The organism is Dyella sp. GSA-30, assembly GCF_027924605.1.
Classification (GTDB): Bacteria; Pseudomonadota; Gammaproteobacteria; order Xanthomonadales; family Rhodanobacteraceae; genus GSA-30.
Genome location: NZ_AP027042.1, coordinates 179403 through 203263, shown reverse-complemented (window position 1 = coordinate 203263; position 23861 = coordinate 179403). Strand labels below are relative to the sequence as shown.

The 23861-nt window shown below is 62.5% G+C and carries 23 protein-coding genes; 14 read left to right on the top strand and 9 right to left on the bottom strand.

The features are described from left to right. The first annotated feature begins 123 nt into the window (after positions 1-123). The 8 genes from QMG46_RS00960 (at position 124) to QMG46_RS00925 (ending at position 4478) form a co-directional block, all read left to right on the top strand. The gene (locus QMG46_RS00960) at positions 124-585 is read left to right on the top strand and encodes a hypothetical protein (protein ID WP_281850553.1); all 462 of its coding nucleotides are present in this window, start codon (positions 124-126) and stop codon (positions 583-585) included. A 98-nt stretch (positions 586-683) separates the two neighbouring features. Beyond that, a complete protein-coding gene (locus QMG46_RS00955; protein ID WP_281850552.1) occupies positions 684-1229 on the top strand; it encodes a peroxiredoxin in 546 nt (181 codons plus the stop codon). After that, positions 1229-1720 (top strand): hypothetical protein, encoded by a 492-nt coding sequence (locus tag QMG46_RS00950; protein ID WP_281850551.1) that lies wholly within the window; start codon positions 1229-1231, stop codon positions 1718-1720. The genes QMG46_RS00955 and QMG46_RS00950 overlap by 1 nt, the downstream gene beginning before the upstream one ends. Positions 1721-1767: 47 nt before the next feature. Beyond that, positions 1768-2517 carry a DUF2884 family protein gene (locus tag QMG46_RS00945; protein ID WP_281850550.1) on the top strand — a complete coding sequence of 250 codons (750 nt, stop codon included), beginning with the start codon at positions 1768-1770 and terminating at the stop codon, positions 2515-2517. Positions 2518-2633: 116 nt separating this feature from the next. After that, positions 2634-3080, top strand: a complete 447-nt coding sequence (locus tag QMG46_RS00940; protein ID WP_281850549.1) for a DUF2383 domain-containing protein — start codon at positions 2634-2636, stop codon at positions 3078-3080. A 9-nt stretch (positions 3081-3089) separates the two neighbouring features. Further along, complete coding sequence (locus QMG46_RS00935) at positions 3090-3665, top strand: DUF924 family protein (RefSeq protein WP_281850548.1); 576 nt, start codon at positions 3090-3092, stop codon at positions 3663-3665. Between the two features lie 34 nt (positions 3666-3699). Next, positions 3700-3975: a DUF2845 domain-containing protein gene (locus tag QMG46_RS00930; protein ID WP_281850547.1), complete on the top strand. Its 276-nt coding sequence runs from the start codon at positions 3700-3702 to the stop codon at positions 3973-3975. 101 nt (positions 3976-4076) lie between these two features. Then, entirely contained in the window at positions 4077-4478 is a 402-nt protein-coding gene (locus tag QMG46_RS00925) for a hypothetical protein (RefSeq protein WP_281850546.1), read from the top strand. 19 nt (positions 4479-4497) lie between these two features. Here QMG46_RS00925 and QMG46_RS00920 read toward each other — a convergent pair whose 3' ends face one another. Both QMG46_RS00920 and QMG46_RS00915 read right to left on the bottom strand, forming a co-directional pair. Then, positions 4498-5523 carry a 2-dehydropantoate 2-reductase gene (locus QMG46_RS00920; protein ID WP_281850545.1) on the bottom strand — a complete coding sequence of 342 codons (1026 nt, stop codon included), beginning with the start codon at positions 5521-5523 and terminating at the stop codon, positions 4498-4500. Continuing rightward, positions 5520-7178 carry an FAD-binding dehydrogenase gene (locus QMG46_RS00915; RefSeq protein ID WP_281850544.1) on the bottom strand — a complete coding sequence of 553 codons (1659 nt, stop codon included), beginning with the start codon at positions 7176-7178 and terminating at the stop codon, positions 5520-5522. Before QMG46_RS00915 ends, QMG46_RS00920 begins: the two co-directional genes overlap by 4 nt. Positions 7179-7426: 248 nt before the next feature. Here QMG46_RS00915 and QMG46_RS00910 point away from each other — a divergent pair, with 248 nt between their 5' ends. Both QMG46_RS00910 and QMG46_RS00905 read left to right on the top strand, forming a co-directional pair. Further along, positions 7427-8227, top strand: a complete 801-nt coding sequence (locus QMG46_RS00910) for a DUF2884 family protein (RefSeq protein ID WP_281850543.1) — start codon at positions 7427-7429, stop codon at positions 8225-8227. Between the two features lie 176 nt (positions 8228-8403). Next, positions 8404-9246, top strand: coding sequence for a mechanosensitive ion channel family protein (locus QMG46_RS00905; RefSeq protein ID WP_281850542.1), 843 nt, complete (start codon positions 8404-8406; stop codon positions 9244-9246). Between the two features lie 221 nt (positions 9247-9467). On the opposite strand, the gene QMG46_RS00900 is transcribed toward QMG46_RS00905, so the two are convergent. Next, on the bottom strand, positions 9468-13055 hold the full coding sequence (locus tag QMG46_RS00900; protein WP_281850541.1) for an ABC transporter permease/M1 family aminopeptidase: 3588 nt from the start codon (positions 13053-13055) through the stop codon (positions 9468-9470). Positions 13056-13079: 24 nt separating this feature from the next. Continuing rightward, positions 13080-13964 (bottom strand): ABC transporter ATP-binding protein, encoded by an 885-nt coding sequence (locus QMG46_RS00895; protein WP_281850540.1) that lies wholly within the window; start codon positions 13962-13964, stop codon positions 13080-13082. 410 nt (positions 13965-14374) lie between these two features. Between QMG46_RS00895 and aceF the strand changes: the two genes are divergently transcribed. From aceF to tam, 3 genes are all read left to right on the top strand, one after another. Beyond that, entirely contained in the window at positions 14375-16081 is a 1707-nt protein-coding gene (gene aceF / locus QMG46_RS00890; protein ID WP_281850539.1) for a dihydrolipoyllysine-residue acetyltransferase, read from the top strand. A 16-nt stretch (positions 16082-16097) separates the two neighbouring features. Further along, positions 16098-17879, top strand: coding sequence for a dihydrolipoyl dehydrogenase (gene lpdA / locus QMG46_RS00885; RefSeq protein WP_281850538.1), 1782 nt, complete (start codon positions 16098-16100; stop codon positions 17877-17879). Between the two features lie 84 nt (positions 17880-17963). Next, on the top strand, positions 17964-18737 hold the full coding sequence (tam, locus tag QMG46_RS00880; RefSeq protein WP_281850537.1) for a trans-aconitate 2-methyltransferase: 774 nt from the start codon (positions 17964-17966) through the stop codon (positions 18735-18737). A gap of 141 nt (positions 18738-18878) precedes the next feature. On the opposite strand, the gene QMG46_RS00875 is transcribed toward tam, so the two are convergent. The 5 genes from QMG46_RS00875 to QMG46_RS00855 all read right to left on the bottom strand — a co-directional run bounded on the left by QMG46_RS00875 (position 18879) and on the right by QMG46_RS00855 (position 22358). Next, a complete protein-coding gene (locus tag QMG46_RS00875) occupies positions 18879-19544 on the bottom strand; it encodes a hypothetical protein (RefSeq protein ID WP_281850536.1) in 666 nt (221 codons plus the stop codon). A gap of 42 nt (positions 19545-19586) precedes the next feature. Beyond that, positions 19587-20645, bottom strand: coding sequence for a DNA polymerase IV (gene dinB, locus QMG46_RS00870; RefSeq protein WP_281850535.1), 1059 nt, complete (start codon positions 20643-20645; stop codon positions 19587-19589). Positions 20646-20748: 103 nt separating this feature from the next. Beyond that, complete coding sequence (locus tag QMG46_RS00865; RefSeq protein WP_281850534.1) at positions 20749-21105, bottom strand: hypothetical protein; 357 nt, start codon at positions 21103-21105, stop codon at positions 20749-20751. Further along, positions 21102-21593, bottom strand: a complete 492-nt coding sequence (locus tag QMG46_RS00860; protein WP_281850533.1) for an RNA polymerase sigma factor — start codon at positions 21591-21593, stop codon at positions 21102-21104. Before QMG46_RS00860 ends, QMG46_RS00865 begins: the two co-directional genes overlap by 4 nt. 6 nt (positions 21594-21599) lie before the next feature. Then, positions 21600-22358: a hypothetical protein gene (locus QMG46_RS00855; RefSeq protein WP_281850532.1), complete on the bottom strand. Its 759-nt coding sequence runs from the start codon at positions 22356-22358 to the stop codon at positions 21600-21602. A 142-nt stretch (positions 22359-22500) separates the two neighbouring features. Here QMG46_RS00855 and QMG46_RS00850 point away from each other — a divergent pair, with 142 nt between their 5' ends. Then, entirely contained in the window at positions 22501-23826 is a 1326-nt protein-coding gene (locus QMG46_RS00850) for an APC family permease (RefSeq protein WP_281850531.1), read from the top strand. Positions 23827-23861 lie beyond the last annotated feature (35 nt).

Below are 23861 nucleotides of genomic sequence, written 5' to 3'. Positions count from 1 at the left end.
ATCTCCACATTACCGTCACCTCCGTCGGGTTGAGCTATACCGACATGAACACGATGGCCGCCCGGTCCGAAGCACAGCAAAAGGGCGGCTCACCTTGGCAAGAGCGACAAAGGAGAGTTTCACATGAGCAAGCGTCATTTCGGTTTGGCAGCACTGCTTCTGTTTTCGGTAACGGGTCTGTCCGCATTGCCGGTGGCACGTGCCCACGCGGCCGATGCGACGGTGGATTGCGACCTCAAGTTCAGCATCAAGGGCTGGTCGATTCTCTACAAACATGCCGAAGGGATGGGCACCATCGTCTGCAATAATGGCCAGCGCGCGAACGTCAAGATCAACGTAGTGGGCGGTGGCCTGACGGCTGGCAAATACCGCATCGACGATGGCAAGGGCGCGATCTCGCACGTGCGCTCGATCGACGACGTATTTGGCGATTACGCACAGGCCGGCGCCGACGCCGGCGTGGTCAAGAGCGGCAGCGCCGAAGTGCTGACCAAGGGCACCACGTCGCTGGCGCTGTCGGGTACGGGCGAGGGCGTGAACCTGGGCGTGTCGGTGGGCAAGTTCTCGATCGAACGCGTTCACTGATTCGGGTGTCGATTCCGCTGATACGAAGGGCGCCGCACAAGCGGCGCCCTTCGTTTTGCGCGTACACTTGAACGGTTTCCCTTACCCCGGAGTAGACCATGCGCCGCACTGTCCTGCTGTTCTTTCTTTCGCTCTTCGTGGGCATCGCCGCGCCTGCATTTGCCGACGTCGTCCCTTCGGACATGCCGCAGGTCGGCCAGGTCGCCCCGGATTTTCGCCTGCAGGACCAGAACGGCCACTGGCACACGCCGGGCGATCACAAGGGCCGCTGGCTGGTGATGTATTTCTATCCCAAGGACTTCACCGGCGGTTGCACCACCCAGGTCTGCACGTTCCGCGACGATATCGCCAAGCTGCGCAAGGCCGGTGCCGACGTGGTCGGGGTGAGTCTGGACAACATCCAGTCGCACCAGGCCTTTGCCGAGAAGTACCACGTGCCGTTTCCGTTGCTGTCCGATGCCGACCGCAAGGTAGCGACGACTTATGGCGTGCTGACCTCGCAGGGGAGCATGCACTATGCCAAGCGCACCACCTTCCTGATCGACCCGCAAGGCAAGATCGCCAAGGTCTATCAGGACGTCGACCCGGAGAAGAATTCGTCGCAGGTGCTGGCTGATCTGGCGACGTTGAAGGCTGCCCCGTAATGCCGTTTGTAAAAGTCCGTAATGACGAGGCCGGCTCGCGTCGCTTCTCGATGTGGAGCCTGGCGTTGTGGGTCTTGTTGCTGCTGCTCGCCTACGGCGGTTTGCAGTATCTGCAGCACGGCGATTTCCTTTACCTGGGCGCCACCTTTGTCGCGATCGTCGTCTGCGTGGGCGCCATCATGCGTCACGAATGGGCGCGTTCGGCGATGCGTGTCGTTGCGCTCCTGATCGCGTTATATGCGCTGGTCAGCGGCATAGCGATACTGATGCACTGGAGCGATTTCGACAGCATGCGCCAATCGGCGCAGGCCAACCCGCAGATCGCCGAGGATGTCTCGATGCTGCTGGCGCGCACCAAGCGCGTGTACCAGATTGCACTGGCGATCAAGGCGATCGGCATCGTGTATTTGCTGTGGCTTGCCTGGGTGCTGGGGCGGCCTGCGGTACGTACGCAGTTTCATCGGCGGCAGACCCGGTTCAGCCGAGGTTGATACGCCACCGGGTATCGCTGCGCTTCCTTGAGAGTCGTGGAGGCCTTATGCGCCCGATGGCATGTGTTTGGATGCTTGCCCTGGGCGCCACGACCGGCGTCCAGGCGCAGGACCTGGCGTCGGTCTGCCAGGCCAGCAGCAGTTACGACGTCACCTTGCAATCGCAAGGCCTGCTGTTCGATCGCCCGCAGCCGGCACCGTTTCGCGTCGTGCTACGGGACGGCAGCCTGCAAACCGACGGTCAGGCCGTGACCCTGCGGCCGGACGAGCAGGACCGCCTGTCCTTGTTCGAGCGGCAACTACGCGCGCTCGAACCTCGCGCCAAGGCCGTAGCGCGCAATGGCGTGGACCTGCTTGCCAAGGCCGTGCGCGACGAAACCGCCCAGCTGTCGCTGAGCGCCGAAACCCAGTCGGAACTCGATCGCCGGCTGGCTGCCCGGGCACAGGAACTCAAGCAGCGCATTACCACCAGCGAGAGCACGCACGATTGGCAGGGGGATATGGCCGACCGCTACGCCAATCAGATCGCCAGCGACATCATGCCGCTGCTGGCCAGCGACCTGGGCCAGCAGGCGGTGAACGCGGCCGTCAGCGGCGACCTGCAGGCCGCGGCGAGTCTGCGGGATCGCGCTACCGATCTGGCGACCGAGCTCCGGCCGCGCCTGGAGCAGCGCATGCAGGCTCTGCGGCCGCAATTGCAGGCCTTGTGCCCGGATATCCAGCGCCTGGCGGAGCTCCAGCAGGGGATTCGGGCATCAAACGGTCAGCCTTTGAACCTGATCCATGCAGGCCAATGAAACGGCAGCTGAGCGGACAACACCCTGAAGGACCGGGGTTTATCTTTGGCTAAGTGCCCGGGAACGAGGATGACAGCCATCGAAACGTTGCGCCCACCGCCAAGGAGGTGGTTCCCGTGTCGCAGGCCGCACATCTGTTCAACGCACTGATCCGTCGAGGTATCGATGACCGCGCGTTGTATCGGCGTGCCTTGGCACAGGTGCGCGAACCGGGCCTGCGGGCTTTGCTCAACGAAAACGCACAAGCGCTCGATCAGTTGATCGATGATTTGCAGGCACACGTACGCGCATGGAACAAGGTGCCGGCCTCGCACGGCACGTTGATGGGCGCGGTACGTGGCGCCATGGCCGATGCCACCATTTCCCGGTCGGACCAAAGCCATCGCGATACCGCCTGGGTGCGTTGCCTGGCGCGTTGCGAATGTGCGCTCTGGGACCGCTTCGAGCGTCATGCGCAGCGCACGGCCGATGGCGAAGTGGCGCAGGTGCTGCATCGCCAGCTGAGCCGGTTGCATCGGGTTCATCTGGATATGCATTGCCTCGCCGGCACGACGCACGGCTAGATTCTCTGCATGCCGCCTGCCGCCAGAGATGTGCTCGATTTCTGGTTCGATCCCGCACAGCAAGCCCATTGGTTTGAAAAAAGCGATGCGTTCGACGCGCAGATACGCAGTCGCTTCGCTGCGCTGCATCAGCGTGCTGTCGACGGTGAACTCGATAGCTGGACGCTGGAGCCAGACAGCTGGTTGGCCTTGTTGATCGTACTCGATCAATTCAGCCGCAACCTGTATCGCGAAGACGCACGCGCCTATGCCGCCGATGCCAAGGTGCACAGCATGGTGTTGGCGGGAATAGCGCGCGGTGACGATACGCGGTTGTCGTCGTTGCGGCGGGTGTTCGCCTACATTCCGTTGGAGCACGCCGAGGATCTGGCCTCGCAGAATCATGCAGTAGATCTTTTTGCGCGGCTCAGCGAAGACGTCCCCGTGGGTGAGCGCCTCGCGTACCTGAACTATCTCGACTACGCGCGCCGCCATCGCGATGTGATTGCGCGTTTCGGTCGGTTCCCGCATCGTAACCAGGTCATGGGTCGTGTTTCGACAGCGGCCGAACTGGCGTATCTTTCGCAGCCATCCGCCGGATTCTGATCGGCGGGGCTAACGAATGGAAAAGGAGAAAACCATGCGTCGTTTATTTGCCCTTGCCTTGCCCATGCTTCTCAGTATCTCCTTCGCGCATGCCGCCGAAACCTTGCGCGTCGGCAGCCAGGTACTGGCGGTGGGGGACAGTGCGGTACGCGCCATCGGGTTGTTGGGCGATCCGGCCTACAAGGAGCCGGTGGAAAATACCTTCGGCGCGGCGCGCGGTGAGCGCTGGCAGTACCAGATGGGTAACCGCGTCACGACGGTGACGATCATCGGCGGAAAGGTAGCGTCGATCGAGGATCGTTCGCGCTGACTCCTTGCTGCGACGTTCACTTACAAATCTCACGTTTCCCGCTGACTTCACAGCCTTCGGCATCTATGTAGTCTGGCATCGCAGTGAAGGAGCGAGGAGCCATGGATGGCACCGGCGGGCGACAAGCTAAGAACACCGTCGCCCGCCACCTGTGCGCGATGACGCTACGGTTGCTGACGACGGTCGCGCTATGGATGGCGTTGGTCTTATTTGCCGATGCATATGCCAACACGACTTATCGGGTCGGTCGTCACGTGCTGGTGGTCGGCGATGACACCTCACGTGTCAGAGTCTTATTGGGTAATCCGCAAAGTATTTCGCGCGGCACGCATGTAGGCGGCCGCCTGCCGGGCCAGAACGCGAAGCGGCGCCATCGGGGTGTGCGGGATCGAAAAGGTCCACGCCGGTACCAGGCGACGCGATGGCATTATCAGCTTGACAGCAAGCATGTCGTGGTGACGATCGTCAGTGGCAGGGTGGTCGATATCGCCAGCGGGCGTTGAATCGCATCCCTTGGCTTGCTTAAGTTGCGTGGCGCCGAGCCGATCGCAATCGGGCAAGTAGCGCCTGCGCCGTCCAGGGTGTGCGCTTGTTCTCCGCATCGCGGATCAGTTCTTGCAGACAGGCGTTGGCATCGGCTCGCAGCCCATGCAATGCGGCCAGCCGTACAACGGCGCCATGTAGCGCATCGACTTCGGTCGCACGTCCGGCGCGAAGGTCTTCCCAGGTCGACGAACGCGCCTGCGGATCGATGGCCAGCATGCGCGGCGCCAGTTTCAGGAACAACGCGTCAGGCAGCTCCAGCGCGCGTGGAAGCCATGCGGCAGGCAGCGGCGTGAGGCGTGCGACCGGCATGGCTGCAGCCTGGAACGCGTCGAGCGCCTCGCGTTGCACGATCGCCAGGCAGCGTCGCCAGTCGCGCATGGACAACTCTTGCTTGAGCGGCAGGTCGGACAGCGCATTGATCGCGTTGTTGAGATTGAACAGCAGCTTGGCGCGGAGCACGGCATCCATGTCGCTGCGCAATCGCAACGGCAGGCCGGCTTGGGCGAACAAGGGTAGATACGCGTGCAGTGCGGGATGGCCCGCGGCCATCAGCTCGCCGCCCGAGCCCTGATGCAGCACGCCGGGGCTGTGCTGCAGTACGTTGAAGGGCACCATGCCGGCCAATACCGTGTGCTGCGGCAAGGCTTCGCGTAAGCGGTTGGCATTTTCCAGCCCATTCTGAAAATTGACGACGATGCTATGGGCAGCTAGTACGCGCGACAGTTCATGGGCAACCGTGGCCGTTGCCGAAGATTTGACGCAGACGAGGACCAGATCGGCGTCTGCGGCAGCTTCCGGAGAAGTGTGGAAGTCCAACTGGTCCATGCGCAGATGACGCTTCCAGCCATGCCAGTCGCTCAGATGCAGTCCGTTTTCGGTCAATGCGTTTGCGGTGGCCGGGCGCCCGACAAATCGCACGGGGGTGTGCTCCAGCAGGCGTCCGCCGAGATAAAGACCGATATTGCCGGCGCCATAGATGACGATACGCCCGGGTGGGCTCATGCGACAGCTGCCGCGGCTGCCCGCCCGGCGATGCGTCCGGAGAACAGGCATCCACCGAGAAAACTCCCTTCCAGGGCGCGGTAGCCATGCAAGCCGCCTCCGCCGAAACCGGCCGCTTCACCGGCTGCATAAAGGCCAGGTAGAGGAGCGCCCGACGGGTCCAGTACGCGCGCATGTAGGTCGGTGTGCAGGCCGCCGAGTGTCTTGCGGGTGAGGATGTTGAGACGCACCGCGATCAGCGGACCGTTGGCCGGATCGAGGATGCGGTGCGGCTTGGCGGCGCGCACCAGCTTGTCGCCGCGATAGCGCCGCGCGTTATGGATGGCCATGATCTGACCGTCCTTCGTGTATGGGTTATTGAACTGCAGGTCGCGTGCTTCGATCTCGCGACGCAGTTGCGCGGCATCGAGCAAGGCGTCGCCGCTGAGCTGGTTCATGCCGGCGACGAGCTCTTCCAGCGTATTGCGCACGATAAAGTCGCGGCCGTGCTGCTTGAACGCCTCGACCGGAGCGGGTGCGTGTTTGCCGACCGCGCGCTTGGCTACCTGGCGCCAACTCTTGCCGGTGAGATCGGGGTTCTGTTCCGAGCCGGACAGGGCGAATTCCTTGCGGATGATCTGCTGGTCCAGAATGAACCAGCTGTAGTCGTAGCCGGTACGGCGCAGGTGTTCGAGCGTTCCCAGGGTATCGAAGCCAGGCCACAGCGGGCCGGGCAGGCGTTTGCCGGTGGCGTCGAACCAGAGCGAGGAGGGGCCCGGCAGGATGCGGATGGCATGCATGGGCCAGATCGGCGCCCAGTTTTCGATGCCCTCGACGTAGTGCCACATGCGGTCGCGATTGATCAGCTGCGCGCCGGCCGCTTCGGTGATGTCGAGCATGCGTCCATCCACATGCGCCGGCACGCCGCAGAGCATGTGCGCTGGCGGCGCGCCCAGTCGTTCGGGCCAGTACTTGCGCACCAGCTCATGGTTCGCGCCGATGCCGCCGGAAGCCACGACCACGGCCTGCGCGCGAAGCTCGAATGCACCCGTGATCTCGCGCGAGCTGGGCTTGCCCCGTTCGACCTTGTCGTCGGCCAGCAAACTGCCACGCACGCCGACGACGGCGCCGCGTTCGACCATCAGCTCATCCACACGGTGACGAAAACCGAACTGCAACTTGCCGCGTGCCTGCGCGTCGCGTGCGCGGCGCACGAAGGGTTCAAGAACACCCGGGCCGGTACCCCAGGTGACATGGAAGCGTGGCACCGAATTACCGTGACCGACCGAACCATGCCCGCCGCGCTCGGCCCAGCCCACGACCGGAAACCAGCGCATGCCCATGTCGTAGAGCCAGCGCCGCTTCTCGCTGGCGGCAAAATCGACATACGCCTCGGCCCAGCGCCGCGGCCAATGATCTTCCGGGCGGTCGAACGCTGCCGTGCCCAGCCAGTCGGTCAGAGCCAGGGCGTGCGAATCCTTCACGCCCATGCGCCGCTGCTCCGGCGAGTCGACGAAGAACAGGCCGCCAAAGGACCAGAACGCCTGACCACCCAGGCTCTGCTCCGGCTCCTGGTCGAGTACCAGTACGCGTTTTCCCGCGTCGGCGGCCTCGGTGGCGGCAACCAGGCCAGCCAGGCCGGCGCCCACCACGATCACGTCGAACGTATCGCTCATGCCATCGATCCCCAGAGTGTCGCTATCCATCGCGACGTTAGCGCGTCGAACGATTGTTTGACTATGGGCGGTGCAGCACGAAAGCGGGGTAGGGGCGGCCATATGCAGCCCATGACCGATGGCAGGGGATGACCGCTGGCCCATGTATCAAACGCGCAAAGGATTAAACCTTTAACCCACGGTGGCGCATCGAAGCGGCACACAGGGCGTCGATCGACGAGCCCGTCCATTTTGGGGAGAACTTAGGTATGCGCATGAAAGCGGGCGTGCTGGTACTGGCGATGGGCTTGGGCTTCGGTCTGCAGGCAAGCGCAATGGATGTCCATGTCAGTGGCGACAGCTGCGGCTATCGCACCGATTACGATGTGCATGTCACCGATGCGGGCATCGGATTCGATCGCGACAGCGGCGTGGCGCAGCATGTTTTCATGCATGACGGTCAAATCAAGATCGACGGGAAGCCGCTTGCTGTTTCCGGCGACGACGCCGAGCGCCTGCGCCAATACGAGGCGCAGGTTCGCGCGCTCCTGCCGGAGGTGGCGAGCATTGCACGCGAAGGGTTGGATATCGGTTTCGGCGCTATCGCCACCGTCACGGCGACGTTTGCCGAGGATCCGGCCGAGCGCAAGCGCATGCTCGACAAGATCAATACCAAGCGTGCCGCGGCGATGCGCGAAATCGACCAGGGCATCGCCAGTGGTATCTGGAAGCAGGATGCGTTGGAACGCACCGTCGAGGAAGGCGTTGGTACGGCCGTTTCCGAACTGGTCGGCACCGTCACCGCCGGCGCTGTATCGGCCGCGTTGAGTGGCGACCAGACCAAGGTCGCCGCGCTTGAGGCGCGCGCCAACTCGCTCGATAAAACCATCGATAAAGAAGTGAATGCACGCGCCGACAAGCTCGGTCATCGCGCCGAAGCCCTGTGTCCGCGCATGCAGGCCCTGGATGATTTGCAAAAGCGTTTTTCGTTCCGTCTCAGCGACGGTTCGCAGCTCAAGCTGGTGTCGCCCGATCCGGATCATCACGCCAAGGTCGTCGCCTCTTTCTGATCCCCAAAAAAAGCTCTATCAAAACTAGCTGTTAAGGATATCCGCTCCCCCACAGCGTGAATCCATCGCCGCGTCCGTTGCTCACCCCAGACGCGGCGTTTTTTTGTCTGCCATCGGGCGAGGCATCGACGCGGATGCTAGGCTTGTCGAGGTACTCACGACGAGCTGGACTTCGTATGCACGACTACCTCAAGCATCTCAATCTTTCCGAGGGCGCGATCGCCGTCATCATCAATCTGATCGCTGCGCTGGTGATCCTCGTGGTGGGCCTGTGGGCGGCCAAGCGCGTGACCAATTTCGCCGGGCGTGCGATGGGGCGGGCGAGCTTTGATCCAACATTGATCGGCTTTCTGCGCAACCTGATCTACGGCGCGCTGATCGCGATGATCATCGTGGCGGTGCTGACCAAGGCCGGCGTTCCGTTCGCGCCGATGGCCGCAGCGCTGGGTGCTGCGAGTCTGGCGATTGGCCTGTCGTTGCAGGGCTCGCTGAGCAACCTGGCCTGGGGCGTGCTGTTGATTCTGTTTCGGCCGTTTCGTGTGGGCGATTTTATCCATGCCGGCGGCATCGACGGCACCGTCGAAAGCATCAATCTGATGCATACCGTGCTTGTGCTGCCGGACAACCGCGAGGCAGTGGTGCCCAATGCCAAGATCGGCGGCGACGCCATCATCAATTTCAATCGGCGCGGCACGCGTCGGTTCGAATTGCGCGTGGGTATCGGCTACCAGGACGATATCGGCAAGGCGATGGCGTTGGTCGAAGCGCTTTTTCAAGCCGATGAGCGCATCCTCAAGGAGCCCGCGCCGGGTGTCTATACCGAGGCGCTGGCAGACAGCTCGGTGAATCTGCTGCTGCGTGCGTTTACCAATACCGGCGATTTCTGGGCGACGCAGACCGATCTGTTGCGTCGCGTGAAAGAGTGCTTTGATGCAGAGGGCATCACCATTCCGTTTCCGCAGCGGGAATTGCGACTGGTGCAGGGGCAACTGCCGGAAAGCAAGGAGGCAGCCCGCTAGGCGGTAAAAATAGGACCACGTTTCTTCGGCGCAGCTTCAAGAGCTCGAACAACCTCAGTCTTCATCGTCATCCCGGCGAAGGCCGGGATCGACTCCTCAACGTGGCCGCTTGCCAAACGCTATCTGAAAAACGAGAACTGAGGAGTGGATCCCGGCCTTCGCCGGGATGACGAATAGGAAGAGGCTGCCGAGTTTCTTCAAGGTCGCCTCCGGCCCCCTACTTACTGCAAACTGACACTCCGCCGATTGTCATCGGAAACCCGATCGATCAGCTTGTTGTAAGGGTCGATACCCGCCGTGGCCGGCACACCATCGACCTCGACGGTGATCGTGCTGTCGCCCTTGGGTATGTCGCGCTTTTGCAGATAAAGCGGTTTGCCTTCCTGGCCGTTCCCCGGCGAGGCGGCGAACACGCCGATGTCGAGCGGGATGCCCGGGTCGGCATCGGTTTCCTTGCCCTTGCCGTCGACGTAGATCTTGCCGGCATGCACTTTGAGCGTGACCTGATACTTGCCGTTGGGCAGTTTCTTGGCCGTCGCTTCGGTCATGCGGTTGTCGTACAGCGTGATCTTCCAGAAGAAATCGTCCAGCACCGGATGCCATTTCGGGTCGACCGAGGCACGCAGGCTGTCCATGAATTCCTGTGACGTCGTATACGGCGGCTGCTGGAACTGCTTGGCTTCCAGGAACCGCTTGAGCACACCATTGAAGGTGCCTTCGCCGATATAGTCCTTCAGCGCGTAGAAGATCAGCGAGCCCTTGCGGTAGTGGATGTACTGCTGGTTCTCGACCTTGGCCAGGGGCTCTTCGGCCACCGCCTCACCCGCGCGGCCGCCCAGGTAGGCGTCGAGTTCGTACTTGAGGAACTTGCGCATCTGGTTGGCGCCGTAGCGATGCTCCATCACCATCAACGCCGAATACTGCGCCAGCGACTCGCTGAGCATGGTCGAGCCCTGCATATTCGCGCCGATCACCTGATGCGCCCACCATTGATGCGCCACTTCGTGCGCAGTGACGTAGTACGGATAGTCGATCTTCGAGGTGTCGCGCAGGTCGGCGATAAAGCCGATCGATTCGGAGAACGGAATCGTGTTGGCGAAGGACTGCGCAAAGCTGGCGTAGTTGGGGAACTCCAGGATGCGTACCTGGCGGAACTGATAGGGCGTGTAGTTGGCGTCGTAGTAGGCCAATGCGTCCTTTACGCCCTCGATCATCCGGTCGACATTCCAGGAGTGCGCGGGGTTGTAGTAGACCTCGATCGCAATGTCCTTGAAATGGTCGCGTTTGACCGCGTAACGCGCCGACAGCCACGCTGCAAACGGCAGCATCGGCTTGTCCATAACGTAATGGAAGTAATGGCGGCCGTTGGCGGTCCATTCCTTCTGCAGGTAACCCGGTGCCAGCGCGATCTGATCGGCGGAGGTCGAGACCGTCGTGTCGAAGGCCAGCCAGTCGGCATCGTTGGCGATGTAGGTGTTCGCGCGCGCCTTCTCGTCACCCAACTTGGGCATCCGCGGCACCTCGGCCGACAGGCCGTACTTGCGCCGGTCGTTGCGGTCGGTGATCTGATTGCCGTCCTGGTAACCGAATTTCGGCAGCACGCCGCTGTTGACGAACGTGCCGTTGCCAGCCAGGAACTCGCCTTCGGGGCTGTTGGTAAAGCCCTTGGGGGCATATTCCATATCGAAATCGAAGTCCATCGACGCGCCTGGCGCCAGCGGGGTCTTCAGCCTGTAGATCGTATAGCCGAGCCTCTTATCGTCGCTTATCACGTCATGCGGCGCGAAGTTCAGCGACTTCATGGTGAAGTCGGTATCGGTATTGACGTGCAGATCGCTGATCGGCTGATCGTGCTTATTTGTCAGCGTGTAGTGCACGCGGAACTCGATCCGGTTCGGTTCGTCCGGATAGATGTCTACGTCTGCCTTGATCGCCGCTATGCGCGGTTGCGGGATGTTGCGGTACTTGGCGTAGAGCTTTTCATAGTCGGCGTGCTCGATCTTCTCCGCTTCGCTGTTCTTGTAGTGATTGAGCACATTGGTGTTGTAGAAGATCCATGCTCCGCTGCCGATAAATGCCAGCAGCGCCACGCCCATGGCGATCTTCATCGGCGCGCGCATGCGCCGACGCGCCTCGCTTAGGCGTTGGCGCCAGGTCTGGTCGGTGCCGCGCACCCAGAAAAGCGATGCCAGGCAAAGCAGGACGGTCGCGCAGCATGCCCAGTAAAAGTCGAACCAGAGGACGGCTTTCATGAATCGCCCGTAGCCGTTCATATCGGAGTAGGGCAGTTCCGGCGTGCCGCCGAAGGTGTAAAGGTTGTGGTCCCAATGGAGGAAGCCGAAGCCGATCAGCCAGACGAACCACAGGATCGTCAGCAGATAACCGAGGAACTTGTTGTTCGAAATCACCTGCAGAAACAGCGCGAGCGCGCCCAGCAGCAGGAAGGGTACGGCGTTCAGCAGCAACTGGCTTCGATAGAGCGACAACTCCAGCTGCGTGTAACCGTGAGTAAGTTGCCACACCATGGCAACCAGCGAACCGGTCACCAGGAACACGAAGATGACGACGGTCAATGCCATCAGCTTGGACAGCAGCGTGACCCAGTTCGGCAGGGGGTAGGTATCGCTTACTTCGGCGACACGCAGGCTGCGATCGCGCCAGACCAGTTCGCCCGCATAGAAGGTGACGATGATATAGAGCAGCCAATGAAAGGCGCCCCGCACGATCTCCAGCATCTGGTGGGTGACAGGATAGGTCGGCGTGCCATAGATCTGCCCGGAAAAAATGATGGCCGGAATCAGGTTGACGAGGCCGAGCACCAGCATGATCAGGAAGGGCACGCCAGTGAGCACGCTCATGGTGTCGAACATGAACAGCTTGCTGAACTGTGCGCGGTGCGCGCGGGCGTCGTCGCGCAACTGGACTTTGGGCAGGTTCAATGCACCGGCATGCGGCGTGCGCAGGATCGGCGGCTCGCCACGTTTCTTTTTCCGTTGCGGTAGCTGTACGCCCTCGCGATTGGCGCGGAACAACCAGAACGCCGCCGCGAACATCACCAGCGCGACGCCGATCCAGATCAGGCGATTGAACAGCAGTAAGCCGTCAAGCTGGGGCAATTGGTGATTGAACTGATCGGCTGACCAGTAGCGGGTGGTCAGGCCCACAGTGCGAATGCCGAACGGGTCGATCAGGGCGGCAATCGTGTGGTTGTTGATGTCCTGGGTCAGTCGTCCGGAGATGACAAACAGCAGGAAGAACACGATCACGCCGATATAAGTGGCCAGCAGCGAACGCGTTGCGGTAGCCAGTAAAAACAGCAATGCCGCAATCAGCAGCATGTCGGGGATGACGATGACGCCCATGCCCCAGGTGTAGCCGGCAAGGCTGAAAGGCCCCATCCGTACCTGGTCGATCCAGGGCATGGCGCCGCCCAGGGCGATGCCGATGGCGCAGACCACCATAACGGCCAGTGTCGTCGTGTAACCGGCGAGGAAGCGCCCTCCCAGATACGCGCCGCGGCTGACTGGTGTCGTAAAGACAAGCTCCGACGTGCGCATGTCGAAATCGCGCAACGCCGAAGTCGCAACGAAAGCGGTCACCAGGAACATGCTCACGACAGACAGTGAGCCGAGAAGTCGCGCGATCACCATCGGTGCGTTGCGCAGCACGTTTCCGCTAGCGCCGCCCAGGGCCACCGCGTCGCTGCTGGCAACCAGAAAAGCTACGGCGCCATAGACAAGCGCAATCACCCAGAACAACGGTGATTTCAGCTGCTGGCGTAGCTCGAAACGAAAGATTTCGAAGAGCATGAGTGCGTCCTTGTCCGGCGCCGGTCAGGCGGTCTTGGCCGCGGCCTGCTTGCGCAGTTCGCCGAAATAGACGTCTTCGAGATCGGGGGATACCGTTTCGAAACCTTCGCCGGGCGAGCTGTCCGCCAGCACGTGGATTTGCGTACGGCCACCGGTAAGGCGGGTGGAAAGGATGTTCATGCGTGCGCGATAGCCGTCCAGTTCGGACTTGTCGATCGAGCGTCGCCAGACACGCCCGTCGAGGGCGCGGATGGTTTCCAGCGGTTCGCCGCTGAGCAGCACCTCGCCCTGGCCGATGATCGCCATGCGCGGACACAGGTCGGTGACGTCCTCGACGATATGCGTGGAAAGAATCACCACCACTCGTTCGCCAATTTCGGCGAGCAGGTTAAGAAAGCGGTTGCGTTCTTCCGGGTCGAGGCCGGCAGTGGGTTCGTCGACGATGACCAGGCGCGGATCGCCGATCAGCGCCTGGGCGATGCCGAAGCGTTGCCGCATGCCGCCGGAATACGTGCCGAGCTTGCGCTTGCGTACGTCCCAGAGATTCACCTGTCGAAGCAGGGCCTCGACCAGTTCGCGCCGTTCGCGCTTGTGGGTCACGCCCTTGAGCACCGCAAAGTGATCGAGCATGGCCTCGGCGGAGACCTTCGGGTACACCCCAAATTCTTGCGGCAGGTAGCCGAGCAGGCGGCGGGTGGCCTGCTTGTCGGCCAGCAGATCCTGCCCGTTGAGCGTGATGCTGCCCGCATCCGGATCCTGCAGCGTCGCGATAGTGCGCATCAGCGAGGATTTGCCCGCCCCGTTGGGGCCGAGCAGCCCGAACATGCCGTGCGGAATGTCCAAGGAAACCTGGCGTAAGGCCTTGACCCCATTGGCATACGTCTTGGACAGATCGCGGATGTTGAGCATGACACCACCTGGGAGGCCGCGATGGCGGCGTTACAGCCAGCTTAGAGGGCGCGCGGGCGGGCGGCATGCGCTTAAGGTCATGGGGGTGGAAGAGCCAGGAGTGGGTGAAGAGGAGTGAGGAGTGAGAGAAAGCAGGCTGGGCGGGCACTCTCTCCCCTCACTCCTACCCCCTAAGCCAGGAGCGAGCCAGGATGAGTGATGAGTGAGTAAAAGCCGGCTTGGCTGCTCTCTCTTACTCCTCACTCCTCTCCACTCACTCCTGGCCCCTCCCCGTACGGGGCCGAATGGCAGCTATTCGTCTCCTGAGATCGATCCAAGGCGCCCGAAACCATTGCCTGTTCGCTATTATGTGAGGCCTTGCGGCCGCCATCCCCGAGCGGTGCGCCACCCAAGTATCCGCAGGAGAAATCATGGCCGACCTGAAAGAAGCGCGTGTTCCCGATATCGGCCAGGCCGATGTGCCGGTGATCGAAGTGATGATCAAACCGGGCGACAAGGTCGCCAAGGAACAGAGCCTGATCACGCTGGAATCGGACAAGGCGACGATGGAGGTGCCCGCGCCGTTCGCAGGTACGGTCAAGGAAGTGAAGCTGAAGGTGGGCGACGAGGTGTCCGAAGGCACCGTGATCGCGATCATCGAGGCTGAAGACGGCGCCACTGCGCCCGCGCCGCAGGCCGCCGCTCCGGCGCCTGCACCTGCACCTGCACCTGCACCTGCACCCGTTGCTGCCAAGGCGGCCGAGCCGGCCAAGAGCGCGCCTGTCCCCGCTCCGGCGGCCGGCGGCGGTGCAGTCCGCGAAGCCAAGGTGCCCGACATCGGCAGCACCGGTGTGCCGGTGGTCGAAGTGCTGGTCAAGGTCGGCGACACGGTCGCCAAGGACCAGGGCCTGATTACGCTCGAATCGGACAAAGCCACGATGGAAGTGCCGGCCCCGTTCGGTGGCGTGGTGAAGGAGTTGAAGGTCAAGCTGGGTGATGAACTGTCCGAAGGCGATGTGATCGCCCTGATCGAGTCGTCCGAAGGCGGTGCGGCTCCGGCACCTGCGCCGGCTCCGGCAGCCACCCCGGCGGCAGCCAGGGTCGAAGAAAAGCCCGCGCCGATCGGCGGCCGCAGCATCCTGCCGGGCAATGCGCCCGAAGGCGATGTACCGCCGCAGGCCCGTCCGCCGTTCGACGCTGGCATCGTGATGCCGGGCGATGCGCCGTATGCCAGCCCCGCTATCCGCGCTTTCGCGCGTGAGCTGGGTGTGGACGTGCACCAGGTGAAGGGCTCGGGCCGCGGTGGCCGTATCGTGCGCGAAGACATCAGTGCCTACGTGAAGCATGCGTTGGCTTCGGGCGCGCGTCCGGTGACGGGCGGCGCGGCGGTCGGCGGTGGCGGCGGGCTGAACCTGCTGCCGTGGCCGAAGGTCGACTTCGCCAAGTTCGGCGAGATCGAAGAAAAGCCGCTGTCGCGCATCCAGAAGATTTCCGGTGCCAATCTGGCGCGCAACTGGGCGATGATTCCGCACGTCACCCAGCACGAAGATGCCGATATCACCGAGCTCGAAGCCTTCCGCAAGAAGCTTGGCGAAGAGAACAAGGATCTGAAGGTCACCCCGCTGGTGTTCCAGATCAAGGCGGTGGTCGCGGCGCTGAAGAAATTCCCGCAGTTCAACGCCTCGCTCGACGAAAGCGGCGAGAAGCTGATCCTCAAGAAGTACTTCCACATCGGCATCGCGGTGGATACGCCCGATGGCCTGGTGGTGCCGGTGATCCGCGATTGCGACAAGAAGGGTCTGCTCGACCTCGCGCTGGAGCTGGGCGAGATCTCCAAGAAGGCGCGCGACAAGAAGCTCGGTCCGGCCGACATGTCCGGCGGCTGCTTCTCGATTTCCTCGCTGGGCGGGATTGGCGGCACGTCGTTCACGCCGATCGTCAATGCGCCGGAAGTGGCGATCCTGGGTGTGTCCAAGGCATCCACCAAGCCGGTCTGGAACGGCAAGGAATTCGCGCCACGCCTGATCCTGCCGCTGTCGCTGTCCTACGACCATCGCGTGATCGACGGCGCGCTTGCCGCGCGTTTCGCGTCCTTCCTGGCCACGCAGCTGGGCGACATCCGTCGCCTGTTGCTCTGACCGGGGGATTCGAATCATGGCGAACACGATCGAAATCAAAGTCCCCGACATCGGCGGCCACGATGGCGTGCCGGTGATCGAAGTACTGGTCAACGTCGGCGACAAAGTCGAGAAAGAACAGAGCCTGATCACCCTCGAGTCGGACAAGGCGACGATGGAGATTCCCTCCAGCGCCGCCGGCGTGATCAAGGAGCTCAAGCTCAAGGTTGGCGACGAAGTTTCCGAAGGCGCGGTGATTGCCGTGCTGGAAACGTCGGACGCTGCCGCTCCGGCGCCTGCACCGGCGGCACCCACGCCGGCAGCCACTGCTCCCAAGGCCGCGCCCGCATCAGCTCCTGCCGCTACTCCGGCACCGAAGGCTGCCGGTGCCAGTGGTCGTACGGCGGACATCGAATGCCAGTTGCTCGTGCTTGGCTCGGGCCCTGGCGGCTACACCGCTGCGTTCCGTGGTGCCGATGTCGGCCTGGATACGGTGCTGGTCGAACGCTATGAAACGCTCGGTGGCGTCTGCCTCAATGTCGGTTGCATTCCGTCCAAGGCGCTGCTGCATGCCGCGGCGGTGATCGACGAAGCCGAGGCGATGGCCGCCCACGGCGTGAGCTTCGGCAAGCCGAAGATCGATATCGACAAGCTGCGCAGTTTCAAGAGCAAGGTCGTTGGTCAGCTGACCGGCGGCTTGGGCACCATGGCCAAGCAGCGCAAGGTGCGGACCGTGCAGGGCGTGGGCAGTTTCGTGTCGCCCAACGAACTGGAAGTGGAAGGCAAGGACGGCAAGAAGCTGATCCGTTTCGAGAAGGCGGTGATCGCTGCCGGCTCGCAGTCGGTGCGCCTGCCGGCATTCCCGTGGGACGACGAGCGCATCATGGATTCGACCGGTGCGCTTGAGCTGAAGGACGTGCCGAAGAAACTGTTGGTTGTCGGCGGCGGCATCATCGGCCTGGAAATGGCGACGGTGTACGCAGCGCTGGGCAGCGAAGTGACCGTGGTCGAGTTCATGGACCAGATCATTCCCGGTGCCGATGCCGACCTGATCAAGCCGCTGGCCAAGCGCCTGGCGAGCAAGGTCAAGGGCATCCACCTCAAGACCAAGGTGGTCGAGGCCAAGGCCACCAAGAAAGGCATCGAAGTCAGCTACGAAGGCGAGAACATCCCCGAAACCACGCTGTTCGATCGCGTACTGGTGTCGGTCGGCCGCTCGCCGAACGGCAACAAGATCGGTGCCGACAAGGCCGGTGTGGCGGTGACCGAACGCGGCTTTATCAACGTCGATACGCAGATGCGTACCAACGTGCCGCATATCTTCGCCATTGGCGACCTGGTTGGTCAGCCGATGCTGGCGCACAAGGCCACGCACGAGGCCAAGGTCGCGGCCGAAGTCGCTGCCGGCATGAAGACGCACTTCGATGCACGGGTGATCCCGTCGGTGGCCTATACCGATCCGGAAATCGCCTGGGTTGGCGTGACCGAGCGTGAGGCGAAGGAAAAGGGCCTGAAGATCGGCGTGGGCAAATTCCCATGGGCCGCCAGCGGCCGCGCGATCGGCATCGACCGCACCGAAGGCTTTACCAAGCTGCTGTTCGACGAAGAAACACATCGCGTGGTCGGCGGCGGCATCGTCGGTCCGCATGCGGGCGATCTGATTTCGGAAGTCGCCCTGGCGATCGAGATGGGTTCGGAAGCGGCCGATATTGGCCTGACGATCCATCCGCATCCGACCTTGAGCGAATCGGTCGGCATGGCGGCGGAAGCCTATGAAGGCACCATCACCGACCTGTACATGCCGAAGAAGAAAAAGTAAGCACAGGTCGATTCAATTCATGACCTTCGAAGCCCCCATGGATCTGACGATCGATGGGGGCTTTTTACGTTTGGGAGTAGCACGATGAGTTGGTCAGCCACCCAGTACAGCAAGTTCGAAGACGAACGGAACCGACCGATTCGCGATCTGCTTGCCCAAGTATTCAATGAGCACGTCGGGCGCGCAGCGGATATAGGCTGTGGCCCCGGCAACTCGACCGAGTTCCTGCAAAGCAAATTCCCGGGTGCCGCGATTGTCGGTATGGATAGTTCGCAGGATATGCTCGAGGCCGCGCGCCGACGTTTGCCTGATGTGCGCTTCGATCTCGGCGATATCGCAAGCTGGAGCGAACCGGGTCCGTTCGATGTCATTCTTTCCAATGCCGCGCTGCAATGGGTGCCCGACCATGCGGTGTTATTGCCCGCGTTGCTGGACAAATTGGCGACGGGAGGCAGCCTCGCGGTGCAGATGCCAGACAACCTCGACGAACCGGCGCATCGCTTGATGCGCGAGATTGCCGTCGATGGACCGTGGGCGGCGAAGCTGGCGAGCGCACCGCGTGCGCGCGACAGTCGTCATAGCGCTGACTGGTACTACCGTGTATTGCGCGAGCAGGGCGCGGAGGTGAACGTGTGGCGGACGATCTATCACCATCCGCTGGCGGGCGGTGCGGCGGCGATTGTCGAATGGTTCAAGGGTTCGGGCCTGCGGCCGTTTCTCGAACCGCTGGACGAGGGCGAGCGCGTTGCGTATCTGGCGCGTTACGAAGCGGCTGTGGCGAAGGAGTACACCATCCTTCCCGACGGTACGGCGCTGTTACCGTTTCCGCGATTGTTCTTCGTGGCGACGCGCCAATAAATCGCCTCGGTCTCCCATCTTCGTCATTCCGGCGTAGGCCGGAATCCATTCCTCAGCGTGACCGCTTGCCGAACGTTATCTGACGAGCGAGAACTGAGGAATGGATTCCGGCCTCCGCCGGAATGACGACTAGGGGGAGGATTATTCGTGTTTCCCCAACGCCGCCACCATATGCGGCTCCAACTGCTCCAGATGCGACTGCGTGCCTTGCACGGTAGCGATCATCTGGCGCAGCACGGTAATGAACTCGATCGGATCGACATCGCGCCCAAGCTCCACCTTCGTACGTATATCCACCATACGCGGCGCACTGAGCAATAGCGTGCTGTCCTGGCTCAGCCATTCGGTGGCGTGTCGCTGATCGGCGTAGGCGCCCGAGTAACTATTGAGGCGGTCGGCAGGAATCCAGCTGGCGCTTTGATTGGCAACCGCCACGTCCCAAGCCTGGCTCGCGAAGATGGGCCAGTGGATATTGATGTCGAATTGCTTGCTGTGTGCCCGAATATGTTCGTTGATCGTCTTGCTATCCGTGCCCGCCAGCACGTCGGCAGTAATCAGTTTGTCCAGCTCCAGCAGCGGCTTCAGGTCTTCCGCATTGGTTTGCCTGGCATCTCTTGTCTCGGCAAGATCGTTGGCGAGCTCAGCCTCGATCTGTCGGCTCGCCGTTTCCGCCGCTCTCTCATGGTGTACATGTTCGATCCACTGTTCCAAGCCGAGCGCAGTAAGAATACTGAGCACGATCATCAAATAGTGCGAAAGGAATTCTTTCAGCGAATGCAGCTTGACCTTTGGAATTTCCAAATGCATGGCAATCCTCGTTGACCCCTGGGTGCGCCCGGCCGCGCGGCGTTAATCGTAGACATTGTCGAACAGATCGCCCTGGGCGAGAAAGCTGTCCTGCTCCACGAAGCCCGCCAAGCCTACGCCGACCAGGCGATAGAGATCGCTGGCCGGTCGCTCGACGCGTTCACGCAGGGCGCAGGCCAGATCGGCAAGCTCTTGCGCCGAGCGAGGCCGCACCGAAGGCGTGAGGCTGCGCGTGAGGGTATGAAAGTTCGCGGTCTTGAGCTTGAGCACGATGGTGCGCGCGATACGGCCGCCCAGAGCTTCGCGCTGATGGGCCGCCCAGGTCTTCTCGGCAAGGCGTCGGATATGCGGCTCCAGTTCGTCCAGGGTCAGATCGTTCTGGAACGTGTCTTCGGCCGACACCTGCAAGGTGAGGCGATCGGGTTGCACGGGGTGCTCGTCGATGCCCAGCGACAGTTCGTGCAGTCGCCGGCCCCACTGACCGAAGCGCTGTTCCAGCGCCGCCTGCCCGAGCGCTCGCAGTTCGCCCACCGTTGAAATCCCCAGTTCGGTCAGCTTGGCCTCCATCACCTTGCCCACGCCGGGCAACTTGCCGACCTTCAATGGCGTGAGGAAGGCTTCGACCTGATGCGGGCGCACCACGAACAGGCCATCGGGCTTGCGCCAGTCCGAGGCGATCTTGGCAAGAAACTTGTTCGGCGCCACGCCGGCCGAAGCGGTCAGGCTGGTTTCCTCGCGAATCGCCGCGCGGATCGCTTCGGCCGTCGCCGTGGCGCTCGACAGGCCGGTCTTGGTCTCGGTGACGTCGAGATAAGCCTCGTCCAGCGACAGCGGTTCGATCAGGTCGGTATGTCGCGCGAAAATCTCGCGCACCTGTCGGGACACCGCCTTGTAGCGCACGAAATCCGGCGGCACGAAGATCGCCTGCGGACATAGCCGCTCGGCACGTATCGCCGGCATGGCCGAGCGCACGCCAAAGGTTCGCGCCTCGTAGCTTGCTGCACACACCACCGAGCGCGCTCCTTTCCAGGCCACCACCACCGGCTTGCCGCGCAACGAAGGATCGTCACGCTGCTCCACCGACGCGTAGAACGCGTCCATGTCGACGTGGAGGATCTTGCGAGGGGATGGGGGCACAGGGTGTCGGTTAGCGAGGGCGGCATCGATTCTAATGCCGGTGGAAATCCTTCGCGCGGGCCCGGGTCTACTGTGCCGGGGTTGCCACGGTTGCGGCCGAAGCCGGCAGGCTCTGCACCAGATAGATCCGCACGTTCGGGTGTCCGCTCGGTATGGCCAGGGCGGCGCCGTCGCGAACGTTGACTGTGTCGCCGGACGATCGGTTTTCCAACGCGCTGCGCAGCGCGCCGTCGAGATCGCTGTCCCGATGGGTGGGCCAGAGGGGGAGCAGGCATGCCAGCAGAACCAGTGATGCCGCCGTCGCCAGCCAGCTCCAGCGAGCGACGTGCGCTTTCGGACGCTGCGCGGCGATGTCGTACTGCAGGCGCAGCAGGCCGCCGGGCGGCGGCGTGCGTTCGGGCGAGAGTTTGCGAAGCTCGCTCATGGCTCGCCTCCGATCAAGGTCTTCAAGCGTGCAAGCGCCTGGTGTTTGCGCGACGCCACGGTGCCTTCGGGAATGCCGAGGATACGCGCGATTTCAGAGGTTTTCAGCTCGCTGTATTCGGACATCAGCAAGACCTCGCGTTGTCGTTGCGGTAATCCGCGCAATGCCTGATGCAGTTGGCGTTCGGCCAGGAAGTCATGCGACTCGGTTTCCACATGCAGCTGTTCGATGTGGTCTTCGATGGCATCTCCTCGCCACAGCTTGCGCCAGCGCAGGCGATTGCGCGCCAGGTTGAGCGCGGTCGTCCACACCAGTGCGTCGAGCGTTGCCTCTTCGACTTTTTCGCGGCGCTCCCAGATGCGCATGAACGCATCGTGGACAAGGTCCTGGCAATCCTGCGACTGCCAGAGCTGGCGATAAAGCACGTTGTAGAGCGAACGCTCGAGTCGGCGGTAACTTGCATACAGCGCTTCCTCGCGCAGTGCCATGAGGGCTTAACGCTGCTGTGTGCGATCGACTCGCATAACCAGCAGGCGCGCCATGGATGCATCGCTGCCAGCGGCTGTCTCAGTGTTGGAAGCAGGCGCCTGTGCCAGCACGACGAATTGCCCAGGGGTTACGTTCAACTGCCCAGTGAAGCGGCTCAACCCCTGCGGGTGCACGGGATTCAGCAGGTTGTGCACCTGGAGCTGGATATCGATATCGCCCGACGTCGACACGCTGGTTGCATAGCCAAACTGATAGTCGGTGATGATTTCGCCTTGCCCACCTTCACGCACCGAACCGGAAGCCGCTTCCACCAGTTTGAAATGTGCAGGCCCCATCGAGGTGCGCCAGGACTTGAGTACGTCGCCAAGCACGTTGAGTGCGCCATCGTCTGCACCGTCGCCATGGATCGCATCGACGATCCAGAAGCGTAGATTCAGCGAGGCAGGGCTGGTGTTGTCCTTTTTATTGCTGGCAAGGCTCGATAGCGCGCCGCTGATAGAGTCCTGCGAGCTCTCTGGCGCGTAGATCAATAGTTTGCCTGGCCCGGGGCTGGTGACAGCTGCCTGTGATCCCGGCGCGAGTGCCATGGCGAGCGCTTGCCGCAGGGACTCCGTCTGTGCTGCCGGGACGTCGTAGATCCGTAACGCCATGGGTTGCGTTGCCTTTGCATCGCCAGCAGCTGGCGCCGCCGAATCCGTATGTCGATGGCAGCCGCCAAGAACAAGCGCCAGTCCGATGATTCCCAGCTTCACTACGTATTTCATGATCTCCCCAGGTGGCCGGCGAAAGCGGCCTTCCCGGATATATACACGCGAGCGGCGGCTTTCTTCATTTGGCTGACGAAATTTTTTCCGTGCCGACAGGGGGCTGGCCCTGGATGGCCGCAAGATGGCATGGTTCACCCCTATGACCGATCACACTTCCGCTTATGTACGCCGCCTGGGCATCTGGGATGCCGCCGCCATCGTGGTTGGCGGTGTCATCGGCGCCGGTATCTTTCGCAGCGCCTCCACCGTGGCCGAACGCACCGGCTCGGGCTGGGAGTTGTTGCTGCTCTGGGCCATCGGCGGCCTGCTTACGCTGACCGGCGTGCTCTGTTACGCCGAGCTGGGTGCGCGGCGACCGCAGGCCGGTGGTGTCTACATCTATTTACGCGAGGCGTTCGGCCAGCTGCCGGCTTTTTTGTTCGGCTGGACGATGGCGCTGATCAACTATCCCGGCAGCGTGGCGGCGGTGGCCACGACCTTTGCCGATTATTTTTGCGTCGCGCTCGGCCTTTCGCATTTCTGGATCAAGCCGGTGGCCGCGGGCGCGATCGCCTTTATCGTCGGGGTGAACCTGTTCGGCATCCGCGCTGGCGCGCGCATGCAGAACCTCTTCACGCTGCTGAAGCTCGGCGCGATCGTGCTGGTGGTGGTCGCTGGCTTGGCCCTGGCACAGGGTCGGCTCGGTCTCGTGTTGAGTGCCGATACGGCACACCCGGTTGCGTCGTGGAGCTTCCTGGGCGCGCTGTTGCCGGTGCTCTTTACCTATGGCGGTTTCCACTATCTCAACGATTTGGCCGGCGAAGTGCGCGAACCGCAGCGCACCTTGCCGCGCGCGCTTGCGCTGGGCATGGGCACGGTGGTGGTGTGCTACGTGCTGGTCAATATCGCCTACCTGTCCGGGTTGGGACACGCAGGGCTCGCGGCCAGCCACGCGCCTGCCGCCGACCTGGTGCGTGCGTGGTTGGGCGATCGCGGCGCCACCCTGATTGCCATTGGTATTGCGTGCTCGACCTTCGGCTATTGCAGCATCGCCATTGCCGGTGGCGCGCGCGTGCTACAGACCATGGGCGCGGATGGCATGTTTTTTCGCGCGGTGGGACGCATCGAGCCTCGCACGCATGCACCGCAGATTGCGCTGGCCGTGCTGGGCGCGTGGGCGATCGTGCTGGCGGCCAGCGGCAGCTTCAACCAATTGCTCGACTACACCACGGTGGGTGAGTGGTTGTCGCACGCCTTCGGCATCGCCACGCTGTTCTGGTATCGCCGCCGTTTTGCCAACGAGCCGTCGCCCTATCGCGTGCCGCTGTATCCCTTGATGCCGATCTTGTTCGTGAGCGTGGTGCTGGGCGTGATCATCGCCACCACCATCAATTCACCACAAGATGCCGGTATGAGCCTGGTGTTGATTCTTGCCGGTGTGCCGGTCTATTGGGGCTGGAAGGCCTGGTCGCGGCGCGGGGCTTGATTCCGGCAAGCCGGCCTTCATCGACGATGCCCATA